An 18,692-nucleotide genomic window follows, 5' to 3' on the forward strand; every position below is an offset into this window, starting at 1 on the left:
CCGGGGCGGGCAGGGTGGCAAAAGCCATGAGGGATGGGGTACAGTGCCACCCATGAGCGCTGTGACCCACCCCAAGCCCCACCGTGATGCGCATGCGAAAAAAGGCCACGCCGGCCCCCTGGACTGGCGCATCCTGGTGGAGTGGCTGGGCGACGATGGCGTGATCAGCGCCGCCGAAGCGCAGCGCACCATCGCGCGCTGCTCGCAGGTGCAGAGCGCGCAGCCGCCGCTGATGCGGCTGGCCAGCGTCGGCATGACACGGCTGGCCGACGGCAAGCCGCTGGACATCGAGACCATGTCGCAGTGGCTGGCGGGCCGGGCCGGCCTGGCCTACCTGCGCATAGACCCGCTCAAGGTGGACGTGGGCAAGGTGGCCGACACCATGTCGGCCATGTATGCCGAGCGCCACAAGGTGCTGCCGGTGCAGGTGACGCCCAGCGAGGTGGTGATCGCCACCTCCGAACCCTTCATCACCGACTGGGTGCAGGAAGTCGAGCGCCAGGCCAAGCGCAGCGTGCGCCTGGTGGTGGCCAGCCCGCAGGAGATCACCAAGTTCACGGCCGAGTTTTTTGCGCTGGCCAAATCGGTCAAGGCGGCGGTCAAATCGGGCAGCGCGTCGGGCTCGGCGAGTTTCGAGCAGCTGGTGGAGCTCAACAAGAGCAACAAGCAGCTCGACGCCAACGACCAGGGCGTGGTGCAGGTGGTGGACTGGCTCTGGCAGTACGCCTTCGACCAGCGCGCCAGCGACATCCACCTGGAGCCGCGCCGCGAGCAGGGCGTGATCCGTTTCCGCATCGACGGCGTGCTGCACCCGGTCTACCAGCTGCCCATGGGCGTGCACAACGCGATGACGGCGCGCATCAAGCTGCTGGGCCGCATGGACGTGGTGGAAAAACGCCGCCCGCAGGACGGCCGCATCAAGACGCGCAACCCGCGCGGCGACGAGATCGAAATGCGCCTGTCGACGCTGCCCACGGCCTTCGGCGAAAAAATGGTGATGCGGATTTTCGATCCGGACACCACGGTGAAGAACCTCGACGCGCTGGGTTTTTCGCAGCACGACGCCGACCGCTGGGAAAGCCTGGTCAAGCGGCCGCACGGCATCATCCTGGTCACCGGGCCGACCGGCTCGGGCAAAACCACCACGCTGTATTCCACGCTCAAGCGCCTGGCGACCGAGGAAGTCAACGTCAGCACCATCGAGGACCCGATCGAGATGATCGAGGCCTCCTTCAACCAGACGCAAGTGCAGGCGCACCTGGATTTCGATTTCCCCGAAGGCCTGCGCGCGCTGATGCGGCAGGACCCGGACATCATCATGGTGGGCGAGATCCGCGACCTGCAGACCGCCGAGATGGCGGTGCAGGCGGCGCTCACCGGCCACCTGGTGTTCAGCACGCTGCACACCAACGACGCGCCGTCGGCGGTCTCGCGCATGATGGAGCTCGGCATTCCTTCTTACCTGATCAACGCCACCATGCTGGGCGTGCTGGCCCAGCGGCTGGTGCGCACCCTGTGCCCCAGCTGCCGCGAACCCGACGAGAGCGCCGCGCGCGAGACCCTGGCCGAGCTGGTCAAGCCCTGGCAGATCAGCGGCGGCTACCGGCCCTACAAACCGGTGGGCTGCGTGGACTGCCGCATGACGGGTTTCCGGGGCCGCATGGGCCTCTATGAATTGCTGACGGTCACCGAAGGCTTCAAGGAAAAGGTCTCCAAGGAGCCGAACATCGATGCACTGCGCCGCCAGGCGGTCAGCGAAGGCATGCGCCCGCTTCGGCTGGCGGGTGCGCTGAAAGTGGCGGAAGGCCTGACCACCATCGACGAAATACTCGCCTCCACACCACCTTTATCCTGAAACCTGTTCAGAGGCCTCAATACGGTGCCTGTTCTGGCCGTAAACAGGTCCTGGACTGCGGGTTTTCACGGATTTTCAGCACTCTTTCAGGGCACTCTGCTTTTATGTAAGTGAGGGGTAAGTGAAAGATTGATGAAAGGTAAGTGAAAGCCACATGTCGGGCCTGGGGGATTGAATGCACAATCCACCGATTCTTTCTTTTATGTATTGAGGAGACAGCCGTGAATATCAAGAGTCAGAAAGACTTTTTCTCCGGCCTCATGTTCATGGGCGTCGGCGTGGCGTTCGCATGGGGGGCTACCACCTACAACGTGGGCGAAGGCGCCCGCATGGGCCCCGGCTATTTCCCGCTGATGCTGGGCGTGCTGATGGCCCTCCTGGGCGCCGGCATCACCTTCAAGTCGCTGGTCGTCGAAACCGAAGGCGGTGACAAGATCGGCAAATGGGCCTGGAAGCCGCTGGCCTACATCATCCTGGCCAACCTGATCTTCGGCGTCCTGCTGGGCGGCCTGCCCAGCATCAAGCTGCCCCCCATGGGCATGATCGTCGCCATCTACGCGCTCACTTTTATTTCCAGCATGGCCGAAGCCGGCTGGAAAGTCAAAAACACCTTCATCCTTGCGACCGTGTTGGCCATCGGCAGTTACCTCGCCTTTGTCGTCCTGCTCAAGCTGCAGTTCCCGGTGTGGCCTTTCTTCATCGGCTAAGGAGATATAAAAAATGGATCTGATTGCAAATCTCTCGCTGGGTTTTGGCGTGGCGTTCACGCCCATCAACCTGGTGTATGCCTTTATCGGCTGCCTGCTGGGCACGCTGATCGGCGTGCTGCCCGGCATCGGCCCGGTCGCCACCATCGCCATGCTGCTGCCCGCCACCTACGCACTGCCGCCCGTGTCGGCGCTGATCATGCTGGCCGGTATTTACTACGGCGCCCAGTACGGCGGCTCCACCACCGCCATCCTGGTCAACCTGCCGGGAGAATCTTCGTCGGTGGTCACCTGTATTGACGGCTACCAGATGGCGCGAAAAGGGCGAGCGGGCCCGGCGCTGGCCGCGGCCGGCCTGGGCTCCTTCTTCGCCGGTTGCGTGGGCACGCTGATCCTGGCGGCTTTCGCGCCGCCGCTGACCGAACTGGCCTTCAAGTTCGGCCCCGCCGAATACTTCGCGCTGATGGTGCTGGGCCTGATCGGCGCCGTGGTGCTGGCTTCGGGCTCGCTGCTCAAGGCCATCGCGATGATCGTGCTGGGCCTGCTGCTGGGCCTGGTCGGCACAGACGTGAACTCCGGTGTCGCGCGCTTCAGCTTTGACGTTCCCGAACTGACCGACGGCATCGGCTTTGTGACCATCGCCATGGGTGTGTTCGGCTACGGTGAAATCATCAGCAACCTGGCACAGCCCGAGCATGAACGCGAAGTGTTCACGGCCAAGGTGTCCGGCCTGTTCCCGACCAAGCAGGATTTCAAGGACATGCTGCCCGCCGTATTGCGCGGCACTTTCCTGGGCTCGGCGCTCGGTATTTTGCCGGGCGGCGGCGCCTTGCTGGCGGCCTTCGCGGCCTACGCGCTGGAAAAGAAGATCAGGATGAAACCGGGCGAAGTGCCATTCGGCCAGGGCAACATCCGCGGCGTGGCCGCACCCGAGTCGGCCAACAACGCCGGCGCGCAGACTTCCTTCATCCCGCTGCTGACGCTGGGCATTCCGCCCAACGCCGTGATGGCCCTGATGGTGGGCGCCATGACGATCCACAACATCCAGCCCGGCCCGCAGGTCATGACCAGCAACCCCGAACTGTTCTGGGGCCTGATCGCCTCGATGTGGATCGGCAACGCGATGCTGATCATCCTGAACCTGCCGCTGATCGGCATGTGGATCAAGCTGCTGACCGTGCCTTACCGCTACCTGTTCCCGGCCATCGTGCTGTTCTGCGCGATCGGCGTGTATTCGACCAACAACAACACCTTCGACATCTGGATGGTCGGCATCTTCGGTGTGATCGGCTACCTGTTCGTCAAGCTGGGCTGCGAACCCGCGCCCTTGCTGCTGGGCTTCATCCTGGGGCCCATGATGGAAGAAAACCTGCGCCGTGCCCTGCTGCTGTCGCGCGGCGACTGGAGCGTGTTCGTCACGCGTCCGCTGTCGGCCGGCTTGCTGGGCGCCGCCCTGCTGCTGCTGATCATCGTGCTGCTGCCCTCGGTCAAGAACAAGCGCGAGGAAGCCTTCGTCGAGGAGTGACCGCGAACCCTTTCGGAGCCCCGGCCCCGCCCACGCAAAAGGCACCTTCGGGTGCCTTTTGTTTTGCCTGTTCGCAGCCTAATCGGCCTCCAAAACCGTTGCACAATCGCTGAATGAAACGTAAACATATCATTCAGCTCGCGGCGGCTTTTAGCTCGGTTCTGGCCACGGCGTTCAGCGGGCCCGCCATGGCCCAGGCCTATCCCTCCAAACCCATCCGCATGATCGTGCCTTTCCCGGCCGGTGGCGCGACCGACATCCTGGCGCGCGCGCTGTCGCAAAAGCTGGGCGAGAAAATCGGCCAGACGGTGGTGGTCGACAACCGGCCGGGCGCGGGCGGCACCATAGGCGCCGATGCGGCTTCCAAGTCGCCGCCGGACGGCTACACGCTGTTGCTGGCGACCTCGAGCACGCACAGCATAGGCCCGGCCATCAACCCGAAAATCCCCTACAACGCCGACACCGACTTCACGCCCATTGCCTATGTGGCGAGCTCGCCCAACGTGGTGCTGGTGCCCAATTCCTCGCCGTCCAAAAACATGAAGGAGTTCATAGACCACGCGCGCAAGAACCCGGGGCGCCTGAACTACGCCTCCAGCGGCAACGGCACCATCGTCCATCTGACAAGCGAGTATTTCAAGGCCCAGTCGGGCACCTTCATCCTGCACATTCCCTACCGCGGCACTGCGCTGGCCATGCCAGACCTGATCAGCGGCAAGGTCGACGTGCTGTTCGATTCCTTTGTGACCGGCATGCCGCATGTCCGGGACGGCAAGCTGCGGGCGCTGGCGGTGACCACGCTCAAGCGCACCTCGCTCGCGCCCGACATGCCGACGGTGTCGGAAACCCTGCCGGGCTTCGAGTCGGTCACCTGGTTCGGCGTGTACGGCCCCAAGGGCTTGCCGCAGGAGCTGGCGGCCAAGGTCAACCAGGCCGTCAACGCCGCGCTGGCCGAGGCCGACGTGAAGGACCGCTTCGCCCGGCTGGGCGCGGAGCCCACGGGCGGCAGCCCGGCGGCCTTCGCGGCCATGGTCAAGGCGGATACCGCCAAGTGGAAAAAAATCATCGCCGAGCGGAAAATCACGGCTGATTGATTCCCTTGCGCGCGCCGGGCCTGCCCGGGGCCGGCGCGTCATCGCTCTTCGCTCTTTGGGCTGGCGGCGTGCGGCCGCTCTTTGTTTGCCCTCACCAGGTCATCCCATCATGAACTTCAATTACAGCAACCCCTACACCTCCACCCGCCTGCCGCTGTTCGCGCGCAACGTCGTGTCGACCTCGCACCCGCTGGGCGCGCAAGCCGGCCTGCGCATGCTGCTCAAGGGCGGCAACGCAGTGGACGCGGCCATTGCGGCCGCGGCCGCCATGACCATCGTCGAGCCGGTGAGCAACGGGCTGGGCAGCGATGCCTTCTGCATCCTGTGGGACGGCAAGGAGCTGCACGGCCTCAACGCCTCGGGCCGTGCACCGCAGAGCTGGACGCCGGATTACTTCAGCCGCAAGTACGGCGCGGATGCATCCACGCCGCCGAAGCGCGGCATGGATTCAGTCACCGTGCCGGGCGCGGTCGCCAGCTGGATGGCGATGAGCGAGCGTTTCGGCAAGCTGCCCTTTGCCGACCTCATGGAGCCGGCCATCGAGATCGCCGAACGCGGCTACCTGCTGCCGACCGTGGTGCAGCAGAAGTGGGCGGCCGCTACGGATGAGTTGAAGTCGCTGCCAGGCTTCGCGCAGTCCTTCCTGCCCTGGGGCCGCGCGCCGAATGTCGGCGAGCTGTTCCAGTTCAAGGCTGCCGCCAAGGCGCTGCGCGCGATTGCCGATACCAAGGGCGCGGCCTACTACGGCGGTGCGATTGCCCAGGCGATTGAAAAGTTCTCCGCGCAGAACGGCGGCAGCATCACCGCCAAAGATTTTGAGAGCTACAAGCCGGAATGGGTCAAGCCTATCGGCAAGGACTACCGCGGCTACACCCTGCACGAGATTCCGCCCAACGGCCAGGGCATCGCCGCGCTGATCGCGCTGGGCATCCTGGACAAGTTCGACGTGGCGGGCCTGCCGGTGGACGGCGTGGATTCCCAGCATTTGCAGATAGAGGCCATGAAGCTGGCCTTTGCCGACACCTACAAATACGTGGCCGAGCCTTCGTCAATGGCGGTGACGGCCGAGCAAATGCTCGATGACGCCTACCTCGCATCCCGTGCCAAACTCATAGACATGAAAAAGGCACAGGACTTTGGCGCGGGCAACCCCGTCAAGGGCGGCACGATTTACCTCACGGCGGCCGACGAGAACGGCATGATGGTGAGCTTCATCCAGAGCAACTACATGGGCTTCGGCTCGGGCTGCGTGGAGCCGGAATTCGGCATCAGCCTGCAGAACCGCGGCCACGGCTTCAGCCTGCAGCCGGGCGCCAACCAGGTCGCACCGGGCAAGCGCCCCTTCCACACCATCATCCCGGCTTTCCTGAGCAAGGACGGCCAGCCGGTGATGAGCTACGGCGTGATGGGCGCCAACATGCAGCCGCAGGGCCATATGCAGACGCTGGTGCGCATGCTGGACTACGGCCAGAACCCGCAGGCCGCCTGCGACGCGCCGCGCTGGCGCTACAACGCCGGCATGGAGATCAACGTCGAAGCCGCGATGGACGCGCGCACCGTGCAGGGCCTGAAGGAACGCGGCCACCGCGTGGAAGTCATCAACGATTCCTACCAGGATTTCGGCGCGGGCCAGTTTATCTGGCGTGCCGGCAACCCCCAGGCCGAAGGCTACGTGGCGGCCAGCGATGCGCGGCGCGACGGCCAGGCCGTGGGTTTTTAAGCGGGCGATTTTGAGCTCTCCACCCGACGCTCCCACCCCAGCGGCCACCCCCAAAAGCCTCGCGCCCGGCCTGCTGCTGGCGACCTTCGGCGCCATCGCCTTCAGCGGCAAGGCCATCATCGTCAAGCTGGCCTACCGCTACGGCGTGGACGCGGTCACGCTGATCATGTACCGCATGCTGTTCGCGCTGCCGATCTTCGCGGTGATGGCCTGGTGGGCCAGCCGCGGCAAGGCGCCGCTGACGCGCAAGGACTGGCTGGGTGTGCTGTGGCTGGGCTTCACCGGCTACTACCTCGCGAGCTTCCTGGACTTCGCGGGGCTGGCCTTCATCAGCGCCTCGCTCGAACGCCTGATCCTCTACCTGAACCCGACGCTGGTGTTGCTGCTGGGCCTGGTGATGTACAAGCGCCGCGTCAAGGCGCCGCAAATCATCGGCATGGCCATCAGCTACTGCGGCGTGGTGCTGGTGTTCGGCCACGAGATCACACTGCAAGGCTCGGACGCGGCCTGGGGCGCGCTGCTGGTGTTCCTGAGCGCGGTGAGCTACGCGCTTTACCTGGTCTACAGCGGCGAGATGGTCAGGCGCCTGGGCGCGCTGCGCCTGGTGGGTCTGGCGACGACGGTGGCCTGCCTTTGCTGCCTGCTGCAGTTCGTGCTGCTGCGGCCCCTGAGCGCGGCCGCCGTCGCGCCCGAGGTGATCTGGCTGTCGCTGCTCAATGCCACTCTGTGCACCGCCGTGCCGGTGCTCATGGTGATGATGGCCATCGAGCGCATCGGCGCCGGCATGGCCGCACAGACCGGCATGGTGGGGCCCATGTCCACCATCCTGATGGGCGTGCTGATCCTCGGTGAGCCCTTCACGGCCTGGGTGGCGGCGGGGACTGTGCTGGTCATTGCGGGGATCTTCGTCTTTACTCGAACAAGATAGCCCCCACGCTCCCCCACTTTGTGTGGGTCGCTGCCCCCCGAGGGGGCCGCTGCGCCTGCGGCCCGGCAAAGCCGGTTCCGCGGCCCCTGCTGGTAGGAGACCCGGGCTCTACGGTCCCTACTGTGGCGTTGCGGAGTGCTCGCCCATCTGCATCTGGCTCAACGCTTGCCTGACCCTTTCCAGGGGAGCGCTCCAGTCATCGGCTTTTTCCTGCCTGAACAGTCGCGCGCCTGGATACCAGGGGCTGTCCTCGCGCTGGAGCAGCCAGCGCCAGTCCGGCGCATGGGGCAGCAGGATCCAGACCGGTTTGCCCAGGGCTCCCGCCAGGTGCGCGGTGCTGGTGTCCACGCTGATGACCAGGTCCAGCGTGGAGATGAGTGCGGCGGTGTCCGCGAAATCGGCCAGTTCCCGGCCCGGGAAGCTGACGCGGCCATCGGCTTCGAGCGCCGCCGCGTCGGTTTCGCGTAAATCGGGCTGAAGGCATACCGCTTTCATGCCGTCCGGCAGGGCGTGCAACAAATGGCCCATGGGAATGGAGCGTTGCTGGTCGCGCCTGTGCGCGGGATTGCCGGAGCAGACGATGCCTATGCGCGGGGCCGGCATGCCGGGGGAATCCATCCGCTTGCGCCAGTGTTCGACACGCTCGGGTGCGGCCCGCAGGTAGGGGCCGGGCGCCGACACGATTTCGCGGGTGTGGAGGCCGAGCGCCAGCGGAAGGCTCATCAAGGGGCAGTGGAGATCAAATGCCGGCAGCGGCTCGCCCTCTTCAACGACGAGCACGCCGGGGGCCAGGCCCGAGAGCAGGTCGCCAAGCCCACGCTGCACCTGCATGACCACGCGCGCGCCCAGCGCGGCGACAGCAGCCGCGTACCGGCAGAACTGCAGGGTGTCGCCATAACCGTATTCGAAATGGAGCAGGACGGTTTTTCCCGCGACCGGTTCGGCCCCGAGCCATAGCGGCTGGGCAAAGTGGCGGTCGTAGGCGCCGTGGCTCACCCTGGAGCGCCACTCCCATTCCGTCCAGCCCCGTTCATAGTCACCCAGCAGCAGGCTGGCGAAACCCAGGCCCCAGTGCGCCGGGGCATTGTGAGGGTCTATTTCCAGGATGGCCTTGTAGCGCTCAACCGTTTTGTCGTACTGGCCTTCGTAGGACGCCTGCGTCATGAAGTCGAAGTCGGGCCGAAGGCGCAGGACCTCCCGAAGGTGGGAGGCCGCCAGGGCCATGTCGCCCTGGTCTTGCGCCAGGGTCGCCAGCATGAAATGTGCGTCGAACTGGGACGGGTCGAGAACCAGCGCCTGTTCGAGCGCAAGCCGCGCTTCGCGGAAGTCCTGCTGTTCGCAAAGGACGTAACCCAGGTTGACGAAGGCGGCAGCGTTATGCGGGTCCGCCAGGGTGGCGGCGCGATAGCGCAAGCCGGCCCCCTGCAGATCGCCCCTGGCCAGCAGTGCGTTGCCCTGTTTTTTCAGCTCGGCGGAACCGGCCGCGCCGGCGGGAGGCGGCGCTTGTGGATCCGCGACGCTCCGTTCTTCCGCTTTTTGTTGTTTACCCAGCCGGCTCCAGAATCCCATACCGCCCTTTGTCCTGCCCGTGAATCAGAGCCGGATTGTCGGCCTATTTTTTGGCGGGTGCTTTCCCTGCTGCCGGCGCCTGTGCCGTAGGCCGGCGGTTCGCGGCGCCCAGGCGCTGTGCCACGGTGACGGCGGGCTGCCCCGCGTAGGCGTCCAGGCGTGTGCCCATGGCTTGCTCGAGCTGGTTCAAGCGGGTTTGTGCGGGCGGGTGCGTGCTCAGCGACAGGGCGAACAGCGCGTCGTCGGGCGCGGCGGTGCGAAGCTGCTGCAGCACCCCCACAAGGCCGTAGGGGTCGAAGCCGGCGCGCGTGGCCAGGGCCACGCCGGTGCGGTCGGCGTCGAATTCGTCCTGCTGGTCCAGGCCCTTGGTGTACATGTTGCGGCCCAGTGCCAGCAGTTGCGAGGACACCATGCCGCCCAGGTCGTTCTTGAGCTGCGAACCGATGACCTGCGTCAGCAGGCCGGCGCGCGCGCTCTTGTTCAGCGCGATCAGGTGGTGCTTGGCCGTGACGTGGGTGATTTCATGGGCCAGGATGCCGGCCAGTTCACCCTCGTCGGCGACGCGGTCCATCAGTCCCTTGGTGACGAAGACATAACCGCCCGGCGTGGCGAAGGCATTGAAGCCGGGATCGTCGAGGATGGCGAAGGTCCAGGGCAGGTCGGGGCGCGAGGACTGCAGGCTGATCCAGCGGCCCAGCTGGTTGAGGTAGCGCTGCATGGCGACGTCGGGGTACAGCGGCTTGCTGCCCAGCAGCACGGCGGCCAGTTGCTGGCCGATCTGGATTTCGCGCGGTTCGTCGATCTGGTCCAGTGACTGCGACAGCAGCTTGAACAGGTCGCCGCCTTGGGCCGCCTGCTGCCCGCCCGGCGAGAGGCTGGCGCCCAGCAGCGCGCCGGCCAAGCCGGCCGCCGAATTGGGTTGTGCCTGCGCCGGCTGCGCGGGCTGGTTGGGGCGAATCAGCGACTGGAACAGGCCGCCCAGCGCCTTGCCGGCATCCTGGGCGTGGGCGCCGAGCGGGAGCAGGCCGGCCAGCAGGGCCAGGGCACAGGCCGCATGGCGTGCGGGTTGGGGGAGGTGGTGAAGATTCATGGCGTGGCCTCTTGTTGTCTCTTGTGGCGGCTCAACGGCCGTACTGCTCGGCCGGTGCGCTGCCGGGTGCGGGAGCCGGCGGGGCGGGTGTGGGCAGGGGCTCGACCTGCCGGCTGTTCAGCGAGGCGCCGCCGGCGAACTGCCGGGCCTGCGCGGCATTCGCGCGGTTGGCGTCGGCCTGCGCCACGGCCGCCACATTCGGCTGCGCGTTGGCCAGGTCTTCGGCGCCCAGGCCGCGTATGCCGACGGTGGAGGTGGAGACCGTGCTCGAAGGCGCTTGTGCGCTGCCCTTGTTGAAAAAGCTCGAGAGGCTGCGCAGCGCGCCGCCGGCGGCGCCGCCCGAGGGCGCGCTGGCCGAGGTGATGTCGAACATGTGGACCCAGCCGCTGGTGCCGTCGGCCGTGCGCACCTTGATCCAGGCGCCCTGGCGGTCGCCCAGGCGCGTCACGGCGGTCTGCACGGGAAGCGGCGCGAGGCTGCGGGCCGAGTCGCCGGGCGCGTCACGCAGTTGCGCCTCGCGCTTGATCAGTACGGCTTCCTGGGCCTGTGCCGCGGCGCTGAAAACCAGCAGTGATGTGAGCAGCGGAGCGATAACCATCCCCGCCTGTGTTTTGTATTTACTCAGTATCATGAGCCGATCTCCCCCGTGGTTGTAATGAGGAATTATTATGGATTTGGGTATTGCAGGCAAATGGGCGCTGGTCTGCGGCGCCAGCAAAGGTTTGGGCCTGGGTTGCGCCGAGGCGCTGGTGCGCGAAGGCGTCAATGTGCTGATCGTGGCGCGCGGCGAAGAAACGCTGAAGGCCGCGGCTGAAAAACTGAAGGCGGATAAGGGCAAACCCGCGGGCGCTGGCGTCCAGTACGTCGCCGCCGACATCACCACACCTGAAGGCCGGGCCGCGGTGTTCGCGTTGCGCAAGGACTTTGACATCGTGGTGACCAATGCCGGCGGCCCGCCGCCCGGCGACTTCCGCGACTGGGACCGCGACGCCTGGCTCAAGGCGGTGGACGCCAACATGCTGACCCCGATCGAGCTCATCAAGGCCACGGTCGACGGCATGGCGGCGCGCGGTTTCGGGCGCATCGTCAACATTACCTCCAGTTCGGTCAAGTCGCCCATCGACATCCTGGGCCTGTCCAACGGCGCGCGCAGCGGCCTGACCGGCTTCGTGGCTGGCGTGGCGCGCACCAAGCTCGCGGCGCAAGGCGTGACCATCAACAACCTGCTGCCGGGCGCCTTCGACACCGACCGCCTGCGCGGCACCATGAGCGGCGCGGCGCAAAAAACCGGCCAGCCGCTGGAAGCCATCATGGACGCGCGCCGCAAGAACATCCCGGCCCAGCGCTTCGGCACGCCCGAAGAGTTCGGCGCCATCTGCGCCTTCCTGTGCAGCACGCATGCCGCCTACATGACGGGGCAGAACGTGCTGGCCGACGGCGGGGCCTATCCGGGCACTTACTGAGCATTGAGCGCGCGCCCTTGAGCCTGGACTACCTCCACTTCGACTACGCGGAAGGCAGCGACGGCACGGGCACGCTGGAGGCCATGGCTTCCACCTGGCCGGACCAAGTACCAGCCGTGCATGCCGAAGTGGTGCAGGTGCTGGCCTGGGTCCACGCGGAATTCCCCGGGCGGCGCGGCCCGCTTGAGGATGGTTTTGACTGGGACTACGACCTGCATGGAATGCAGGAGCTGACGGCGCCCGAGGCCTTGCTTTATGACGAGGCGGCGCATCGCCTCAAGGTGGAAGCCGGCACGCCCGGCAAGCCGCGGCATACGCTGACCCTGTCCTTCAGCGGGACCGCGGAGTTTTGCGAGGCCTTCAGGCGGCACTTCGGCCTGGGCGCGGACTAGCATCGGGCCAGGGCCAAAAATCACGATTAACTCCCTCCCGATTCAGCCCCCTCCCCCGCTGGGGGAGGGTAGGGGTGGGGGCCAGCAGCCTTCGAACAAGCACGGCGACCATTAGCCACCGCCGGCCCCCATCCCAGCCTTCCCCCAGCGGGGGAAGGAGCAAGAGCACCAGGCATCGCCGGCCATCAGCCGGTCGTCGCAGCTTCTTTTTGAACCTAGCCTTGCACCTGTACTGAGGCATGCTTTTCCGATGGAAGTCATGTCTGGCACCTTTCGATGAAAAGAACCCCGCAGCCAAAAGTTAGCGTTAACATCCGGGCATGAAGTCACCCACAGAGATGCTGCGCAAGGCCAAGCGCGCCCCGCGCCCCGGAACCGGCGGCATCACCCTCAGCGACGTGGCCAGCCTGGCCGGCGTGTCGGCCATCACGGTGTCGCGCGCGCTCAACACGCCGGCAGCCGTTTCACCCGCAACCCTGGAGCGCGTGCGCAGCGCGATTTCGCGCAGCGGCTATGTGCCCAACCTGGTGGCCGGCGGCCTGGCTTCCAACCGCAGCAGGCTGGTGGCGGCGCTGGTGCCCACCATCGCCGGCCCGGTGTTCCTGGAAACCATACAGGCGCTGACCGACGCGCTGGCCGAGGCCGGCTGCCAGTTGATTTTGGGCCAGAGCGGCTACAGCGGCGCGCGCGAGGATGCGCTGATAGACGCCATCGTCGGCCGGCGGCCCGACGGCATCGTGCTGACCGGCATCATGCATTCGCCGGAAGGGCGCCGCCGCCTGCTGGCCTCGGGCATTCCCGTCGTCGAGACCTGGGACATCACGCCCACGCCCATCGACATGATCGTGGGCTTCTCCCACGAGAAGGTCGGTGCGGCGGTAGCGGACTATCTGTACGGCCAGGGCTTCCGTCGGCCAGGCGTGGTCATCGCGGAAGACCAGCGCGCCATGCGCCGCCGCGCCGGATTTGAGGCGCGGCTGGCCGAACTGGACGTGCACGGCATCCCGGTCTGTACCGTGCCTGCGCCTTCATCGCTGGCCAACGGCAGAGCCGGTTTCGCCGATCTGCGCGCGCGCCATCCTGATATTGATGTGGTTTTTTGTGGTTCCGACGTCATTGCCCACGGCGTCATCACCGAGGCCCAGGCTTTGGGCCTGTCTGTTCCGGGCGATGTGGCGGTCATGGGTTTTGGGGACCTCCCGTTTGCTGCTTTTACCCATCCCTCCCTGAGCACGGTGCGTATCGACGGCACCTCCATAGGTCGCCAGGCGGCCCGATTCATCCTCGACGTCGCTGAAAATCGCGACGTCGGCGCGCGGGTGCGGGACCTAGGGTTTCTCATAGTCAAAAGAGCCAGTGCCTGACTTGACGCGAGGCAGGCCTTTCCCCTAATATTGATTTGTTAGCGCTAACAAATTGGTTTAGGCCACAGCGAATTGATTTCCTGTCAATGCAGGCCGCCGACCTCGCCGTCGGAAAATAAAAAAGGAGACAAAACATGCGTCAGGACACTATGCGCGCGCGCCGCGGGTTTCTCAAAACCGCTGCGGGTGCCGGGGCTGCGATGGCCGCTTCCGCGTTCGCCCAGTCTTTTGATTTCAAGCCCTATCAGCGCTATCCGGACCCGGCTGTGCTGATCCTGGATCCATCATTTGCCAAATACCGCATCTACAGCAGCACACTGGAGCAGGTGGGCACCGGTATGCGTTGGGCGGAAGGCCCGGTCTATTTTCCCAATGAAGTCGCCGGAAGGCCGGGCTATCTGCTGGTCAGCGACATTCCGAATAACCGCTTGATGAAGTACGACGAGGCGACCAACGCCTTTACCGTGCACAAGGAAAACGCGAACTACGCCAACGGCAACACCCGGGACCGCCAGGGACGCCTTGTCACCTGTGAGCATTCGGTGACGCGCCGGGTAGTGCGGACCGAAAAAAATGGCCGCATGACTGTGCTGGCCGATAGTTTTGAAGGCAAGCGCCTCAACGCGCCCAATGACGTCGTCGTCAAGTCCGACGACAGCGTCTGGTTTACCGACCCGGTATTCGGCATCAATGGCGAGTGGGAAGGCTCGCGCGCCAAGCCCGAGCAGGCCTCTACCAATGTCTTCCGTATGGGGGCGGACGGCAAGCTCCAGGCAGTCATCACCGACCTGGGCAACCCCAACGGCCTGGCGTTTTCGCCCGACGAGAAAAAACTTTATGTCGTCGAATGGCGGGGCTCGCCCAACCGCAGCATCTGGAGCTACGACGTTGCCGCCGACGGATCGTGCAGCAACAAGACCAAGCTGATCGACGCGGACGGCCCGGGATCGCTCGACGGTTTCCGCGTTGACCGGGATGGCAACCTCTGGTGCGGCTGGGGTTACAACGGGTCGTTCCAGCAGACGGCAACCGATGTAGGCGGCGGCATGAAGGCGCATCTGCAAAATGCCAGAACCGAAGACCTTGACGGTGTCAAAGTGTTCAATGCCGCCGGCAAACCCATCGGTTTCATACGCCTGCCCGAGCGCTGCGCCAACCTGGAATTTGGTGGCCCGAAGCGAAACCGCCTCTATATGGCCAGCAGCCACTCTCTCTATGCGCTTTATGTGGAATCCCACGGAGCCGTCTAACCCCGACAAGGAGCAGAAATGACCAAGAAAATGTTTTCCGCCGCGCTTGCGTGCGTGGCTGCGGCCGCCGGCCTGCTGGCCCTTCCAGTTCAGGCCCAGACCGACTACCCGTCGAGGGCGATCAAGCTTATCGTTCCGTTTCCGGCGGGCGGCACCAGCGATGTGATGGGACGCATGATTGCGGAAGAGCTGACCAAAGCCCTGAAGCAGCCCGTGATCGTGGAGAACCTCGGCGGCGCGGGCGGGGTCATCGGCACCGAGAAGGGCGCCAAAGCGGCGCCCGACGGCTATACGCTGATACAGACAGGTGTTGGCCAGAATGCGGTGGCGCACGGCCTCAACCCCAAGCTCGGCTACGACTCCCTCAAGGATTTCATTCACATCACGCAAGTCCACTCGGGACCCAATGTGCTGGTGGTCCATCCTTCTGCGCCCTTTAATACCTTCCAGGAACTGATCGCTTACGGGAAAGCGAATCCCGGAAAGCTGAGTTATGGCTATGTGCCCGCGGCTTCGGGCCACATGGCGATGGAGCTGCTCAAGCAAACCGTTGGCACCTGCTCGGGCGTCAAAAAAGAAAACTGCAAGCCCCTGTTCATGGTGGGCATTCCCTACCGGGGCGGCGGCCCCATGCTGACGGATATTCTCGGCGGACAGATCCCCTTGATGTTCATCAACCAGGACGTGGCGCTGCCGCATATCAAGGCGGGCAAGCTCCGGGCTCTGGCTGTGACCAGCTTGGCGCGCAATCCCCTGTTCCCGGACGTGCCCACCATTCACGAATCGGGTTACCCCGGCTTCTCGGCCTTGTCGTGGTCCGGCCTGTCCGTCCCCAAAGGCACGCCCAAGCCCATTGTGGAAAAAATAGAAGCCGCCGCCGTCAAGGCGATGCAGTCCCCCGCCATCCGCGCGCGGATGGAGGCCAACGGTTTTGTGGTGCCGGCCCAGGGCAGTACCGAATACACGCAGTTCGTGGCACGGGAGCTGGACCGCTGGACGCGGGTCATCAAGATCGCCGGAATCAAGGGCGAATAATGGTTGGGCGGATGAAAAATATCAAAATCAGCGCAGTCCGGATTACGCCCATCGCGTTTCGCGATGCACCGCTGCTCAACGCCAGCGGTATCCACGAGCCCTGGGCACTGCGCAGCATTGTCGAACTGGAAACTTCGGACGGGCGCCTTGGCATCTCTGAAACCTACGGCGACGAGCCCATGGTGAAAGTGCTGGAGCAGGCCCGTGCCCTGGTCCTCGGCCTGTCCCCGTTTGAGCTGAACGTCATGGAAGAGCGCGTACGCGCAGCCATCAAGCCCGGACACGCCAGCGACGGCAGCGTGCAGTTCGAGCTTGCGCCCGGCTCGCACACCGCCAAAAATGCCGACAAGGTCATCAGTGCGATGGAAGTCGCCATGCTCGACCTGCAAGGACAGATCCTGGGCATGCCCGTGTGCGATTTGCTGGGCGGCGCGGTGCGCGCCGAGGTCCCTTACAGCGCCTACCTGTTCTACAAATACGCGGAGCACGCCGGCAAACCTTATGCGCCCGACGCCTGGGGCGAAGCCGTCACGCCCGAGCAGGTTGTGAAGCAGGCGCAGCGCATGGTGAGCCTTTACGGCTTCAAGAGCATCAAGCTCAAGGGCGGCGTGTTCCCGCCGGCTGAAGAAATCGCCGCCATGAAGGCGCTGTCCAGGGCCTTCCCCGGTGTGCCCTTGCGGCTGGACCCGAACGCCAACTGGACGCTGGAGACCAGCATTGCCGCCGCGAAAGAACTCGACGACTTGCTGGAGTATTACGAAGACCCGGCACCCGGCCAGGAGGCCATGGCCGAGCTGGCCCGGCACTGCCGCATGCCGCTGGCGACCAATATGTGCGTCACCACGATGGAGGAGTTCAAGCGCAATGCCTCCACGCATGCGGTGAGCATCCTGCTGTCGGACCACCATTACTGGGGCGGCCTGCGCGCCACGGCCGCACTGGCGCGCATGTGCGGCGTTTTCGGCATGGGCATGTCCATGCATTCCAACTCGCACCTGGGCATCAGCCTGATGGCCATGACACACGCGGCCGCCGCGATTCCCAACCTGACCTATGCCTGCGACACGCATTACCCGTGGCAGGAAGAGGAGGTCATCAAGGGCGGGCGGATCCAGTTTGACCAGGGCGCCGTCAAGGTGCCGACGGCGCCCGGCCTGGGTGTGGAGCTCGACCCGGCCAAACTGGCCGAGCTGCACCGGCAATACCTGGATTGCGGCATCCGCAACCGCAACGACCTGGCGCAGATGCGCAAGTACCAGCCGGAATTTTCCGGCATCAGCCCGCGTTTTTAAGAGGCCGGCAGCAGCCTCGCATTTCCGTTGACAGTTCATCGTTCGCTATTCACACCAACAATGAAGGAGACAAGATCATGATCAAGTTCGAGCATTTGATGTCCCGGCTGGCCCAGGGCCTGCGGGCCGCCGGCATTCTGGCGGCGTTCGCGGCCGTTGCCGCGCATGCGCAGCCCGTGACCCTCAACGTCGTCGACGTGGCCGGCAACCTGGCACTGACTCAGGAAGCGCTGGAAAGTTTTGCCGCGAAAAACCCCAACCTGGTTTCGCGCGTCACCTTCACCAAGGCGCCCGCGCCCGAGCTCCCCGGAAAAATCAGGGCCATGCAGGCCGCGGGCCGCACCGACATCGACCTGGTGCTGACCGGCACCGACGCGCTGGCCGCGGGTATCGCGCTCAACCTCTGGGAGCCGTTGCTGCCGGCGCACGCCGCGAAGTTCCCCAACCTGATGGACAACTACCTGCCCAGCGCCCGCAAGATGCAGGACCTGGCCAACGGCCAGGCCGTCATGGTGACCTATATGCCCGCGGGCCCGCTGCTCGAGTACAACCCCGACAAGGTCAAGGCGCCGCCTAAAACGCCGGCCGAGCTGCTGGCCTGGTGCAAGGCCAATCCCAACAAACTGATTTACGCGCGACCGGCCAACTCGGGCCCGGGCCGCACCTTTTTGATGGGCCTGCCCTACCTGCTCGGCGACAAGGATCCCAAGGACCCCATGGCCGGCTGGGACAAGACCTGGGCCTACCTGAAAGAGCTCAACAGCTGCATCGAGTACTACCCCACAGGCACGGGCGCCGTCATGAAGGAACTCGGCGAAGGCTCACGCGATATGACCGTCACGGTGACCGGTTGGGACATCAATCCGCGCGCGCTCGGCGTGGTGCCCAAGCAGTTCAAGGTGGCGGCGCTCAATGGCTTCACCTGGGTCAACGACGCGCACTACATGGCGATGCCCAAGGGCTTGCCCGCCGCCCGCCAGGCGGCCGTGATGGAACTGATGGCCTACCTGCTCAAACCCGAGCAGCAGGCGCTGACCTATGACTCCGGCTACTTCTACCCCGGCCCGGCCGTGAAAAACGTGCCGCTGACTGCGGCGCCGCAAAAGAGCCAGGACATCATCAAGGAATACGGCCGCCCCGAATACGCAGACTGGATCGCCAAGCAGCCGCACGTCCAGCCGCTGGAAGACAAGGCCATGGTCGCCGCTTTCAAGAAGTGGGATCAAGAGATCGGTTCCGGCAAAGGCAAGTAAGAGTCGCTCAAAAACCCTCCTGGCGTTGTTGCGCCGCCTTGCCGTGCTGTAGCACTGTCTGCGGCGGCGCGCCTAGCCAGGACCGCTTCGCTGGGTTTTATGAGCAACTCTAAATAACAAGCAGACCCGCGGTGCGGGCATGAAAAGGTTTCTGA

The 18,692-nt window shown here is 65.1% G+C and carries 16 protein-coding genes; 13 read left to right on the plus strand and 3 right to left on the minus strand.

Going from position 1 to position 18,692, the window contains the following annotated elements; genetic code table 11:
* The first annotated feature begins 52 nt into the window (after positions 1 to 52).
* The 6 genes from tfpB (at position 53) to AC1D0O_RS06055 (ending at position 7,829) form a co-directional block, all read left to right on the plus strand.
* Complete coding sequence (tfpB, locus tag AC1D0O_RS06030; protein WP_477652629.1) at positions 53 to 1,855, plus strand: type IV pilus assembly ATPase TfpB; 1,803 nt, start codon at positions 53 to 55, stop codon at positions 1,853 to 1,855.
* Positions 1,856 to 2,076: 221 nt separating this feature from the next.
* Positions 2,077 to 2,562, plus strand: coding sequence for a tripartite tricarboxylate transporter TctB family protein (locus AC1D0O_RS06035; protein WP_477652630.1), 486 nt, complete (start codon positions 2,077 to 2,079; stop codon positions 2,560 to 2,562).
* Positions 2,563 to 2,575: 13 nt separating this feature from the next.
* Positions 2,576 to 4,087: a tripartite tricarboxylate transporter permease gene (locus AC1D0O_RS06040; protein WP_477652631.1), complete on the plus strand. Its 1,512-nt coding sequence runs from the start codon at positions 2,576 to 2,578 to the stop codon at positions 4,085 to 4,087.
* A gap of 113 nt (positions 4,088 to 4,200) precedes the next feature.
* A complete protein-coding gene (locus tag AC1D0O_RS06045; RefSeq protein ID WP_477652632.1) occupies positions 4,201 to 5,181 on the plus strand; it encodes a Bug family tripartite tricarboxylate transporter substrate binding protein in 981 nt (326 codons plus the stop codon).
* 109 nt (positions 5,182 to 5,290) lie between these two features.
* Complete coding sequence (locus AC1D0O_RS06050) at positions 5,291 to 6,901, plus strand: gamma-glutamyltransferase family protein (protein ID WP_477652633.1); 1,611 nt, start codon at positions 5,291 to 5,293, stop codon at positions 6,899 to 6,901.
* 10 nt (positions 6,902 to 6,911) lie between these two features.
* Complete coding sequence (locus AC1D0O_RS06055; protein WP_477652634.1) at positions 6,912 to 7,829, plus strand: DMT family transporter; 918 nt, start codon at positions 6,912 to 6,914, stop codon at positions 7,827 to 7,829.
* Between the two features lie 117 nt (positions 7,830 to 7,946).
* On the opposite strand, the gene AC1D0O_RS06060 is transcribed toward AC1D0O_RS06055, so the two are convergent.
* The 3 genes from AC1D0O_RS06060 to AC1D0O_RS06070 are packed head-to-tail and all read right to left on the minus strand — an operon-like array spanning position 7,947 to position 11,086.
* On the minus strand, positions 7,947 to 9,398 hold the full coding sequence (locus AC1D0O_RS06060) for a tetratricopeptide repeat protein (protein ID WP_477652635.1): 1,452 nt from the start codon (positions 9,396 to 9,398) through the stop codon (positions 7,947 to 7,949).
* 43 nt (positions 9,399 to 9,441) lie between these two features.
* Positions 9,442 to 10,488: a M48 family metalloprotease gene (locus AC1D0O_RS06065; RefSeq protein WP_477652636.1), complete on the minus strand. Its 1,047-nt coding sequence runs from the start codon at positions 10,486 to 10,488 to the stop codon at positions 9,442 to 9,444.
* 31 nt (positions 10,489 to 10,519) lie between these two features.
* Positions 10,520 to 11,086, minus strand: a complete 567-nt coding sequence (locus tag AC1D0O_RS06070; RefSeq protein ID WP_477652637.1) for an SH3 domain-containing protein — start codon at positions 11,084 to 11,086, stop codon at positions 10,520 to 10,522.
* A gap of 70 nt (positions 11,087 to 11,156) precedes the next feature.
* Here AC1D0O_RS06070 and AC1D0O_RS06075 point away from each other — a divergent pair, with 70 nt between their 5' ends.
* The 7 genes from AC1D0O_RS06075 (at position 11,157) to AC1D0O_RS06105 (ending at position 18,537) form a co-directional block, all read left to right on the plus strand.
* Complete coding sequence (locus AC1D0O_RS06075) at positions 11,157 to 11,951, plus strand: SDR family oxidoreductase (protein WP_477652638.1); 795 nt, start codon at positions 11,157 to 11,159, stop codon at positions 11,949 to 11,951.
* A 17-nt stretch (positions 11,952 to 11,968) separates the two neighbouring features.
* The gene (locus AC1D0O_RS06080) at positions 11,969 to 12,343 is read left to right on the plus strand and encodes a hypothetical protein (RefSeq protein ID WP_477652639.1); all 375 of its coding nucleotides are present in this window, start codon (positions 11,969 to 11,971) and stop codon (positions 12,341 to 12,343) included.
* 320 nt (positions 12,344 to 12,663) lie between these two features.
* On the plus strand, positions 12,664 to 13,707 hold the full coding sequence (locus AC1D0O_RS06085) for a LacI family DNA-binding transcriptional regulator (RefSeq protein WP_477652640.1): 1,044 nt from the start codon (positions 12,664 to 12,666) through the stop codon (positions 13,705 to 13,707).
* Positions 13,708 to 13,841: 134 nt separating this feature from the next.
* Positions 13,842 to 14,957, plus strand: coding sequence for an SMP-30/gluconolactonase/LRE family protein (locus AC1D0O_RS06090; protein WP_477652641.1), 1,116 nt, complete (start codon positions 13,842 to 13,844; stop codon positions 14,955 to 14,957).
* A gap of 18 nt (positions 14,958 to 14,975) precedes the next feature.
* Complete coding sequence (locus AC1D0O_RS06095) at positions 14,976 to 15,992, plus strand: Bug family tripartite tricarboxylate transporter substrate binding protein (RefSeq protein ID WP_477652642.1); 1,017 nt, start codon at positions 14,976 to 14,978, stop codon at positions 15,990 to 15,992.
* Between the two features lie 11 nt (positions 15,993 to 16,003).
* Complete coding sequence (locus AC1D0O_RS06100) at positions 16,004 to 17,284, plus strand: glucarate dehydratase family protein (RefSeq protein WP_477652643.1); 1,281 nt, start codon at positions 16,004 to 16,006, stop codon at positions 17,282 to 17,284.
* A 98-nt stretch (positions 17,285 to 17,382) separates the two neighbouring features.
* The gene (locus tag AC1D0O_RS06105) at positions 17,383 to 18,537 is read left to right on the plus strand and encodes an ABC transporter substrate-binding protein (protein WP_477652812.1); all 1,155 of its coding nucleotides are present in this window, start codon (positions 17,383 to 17,385) and stop codon (positions 18,535 to 18,537) included.
* The last annotated feature ends 155 nt before the right edge of the window (positions 18,538 to 18,692 follow it).

The organism is Polaromonas sp. P1_F2 (genome assembly GCF_056405735.1).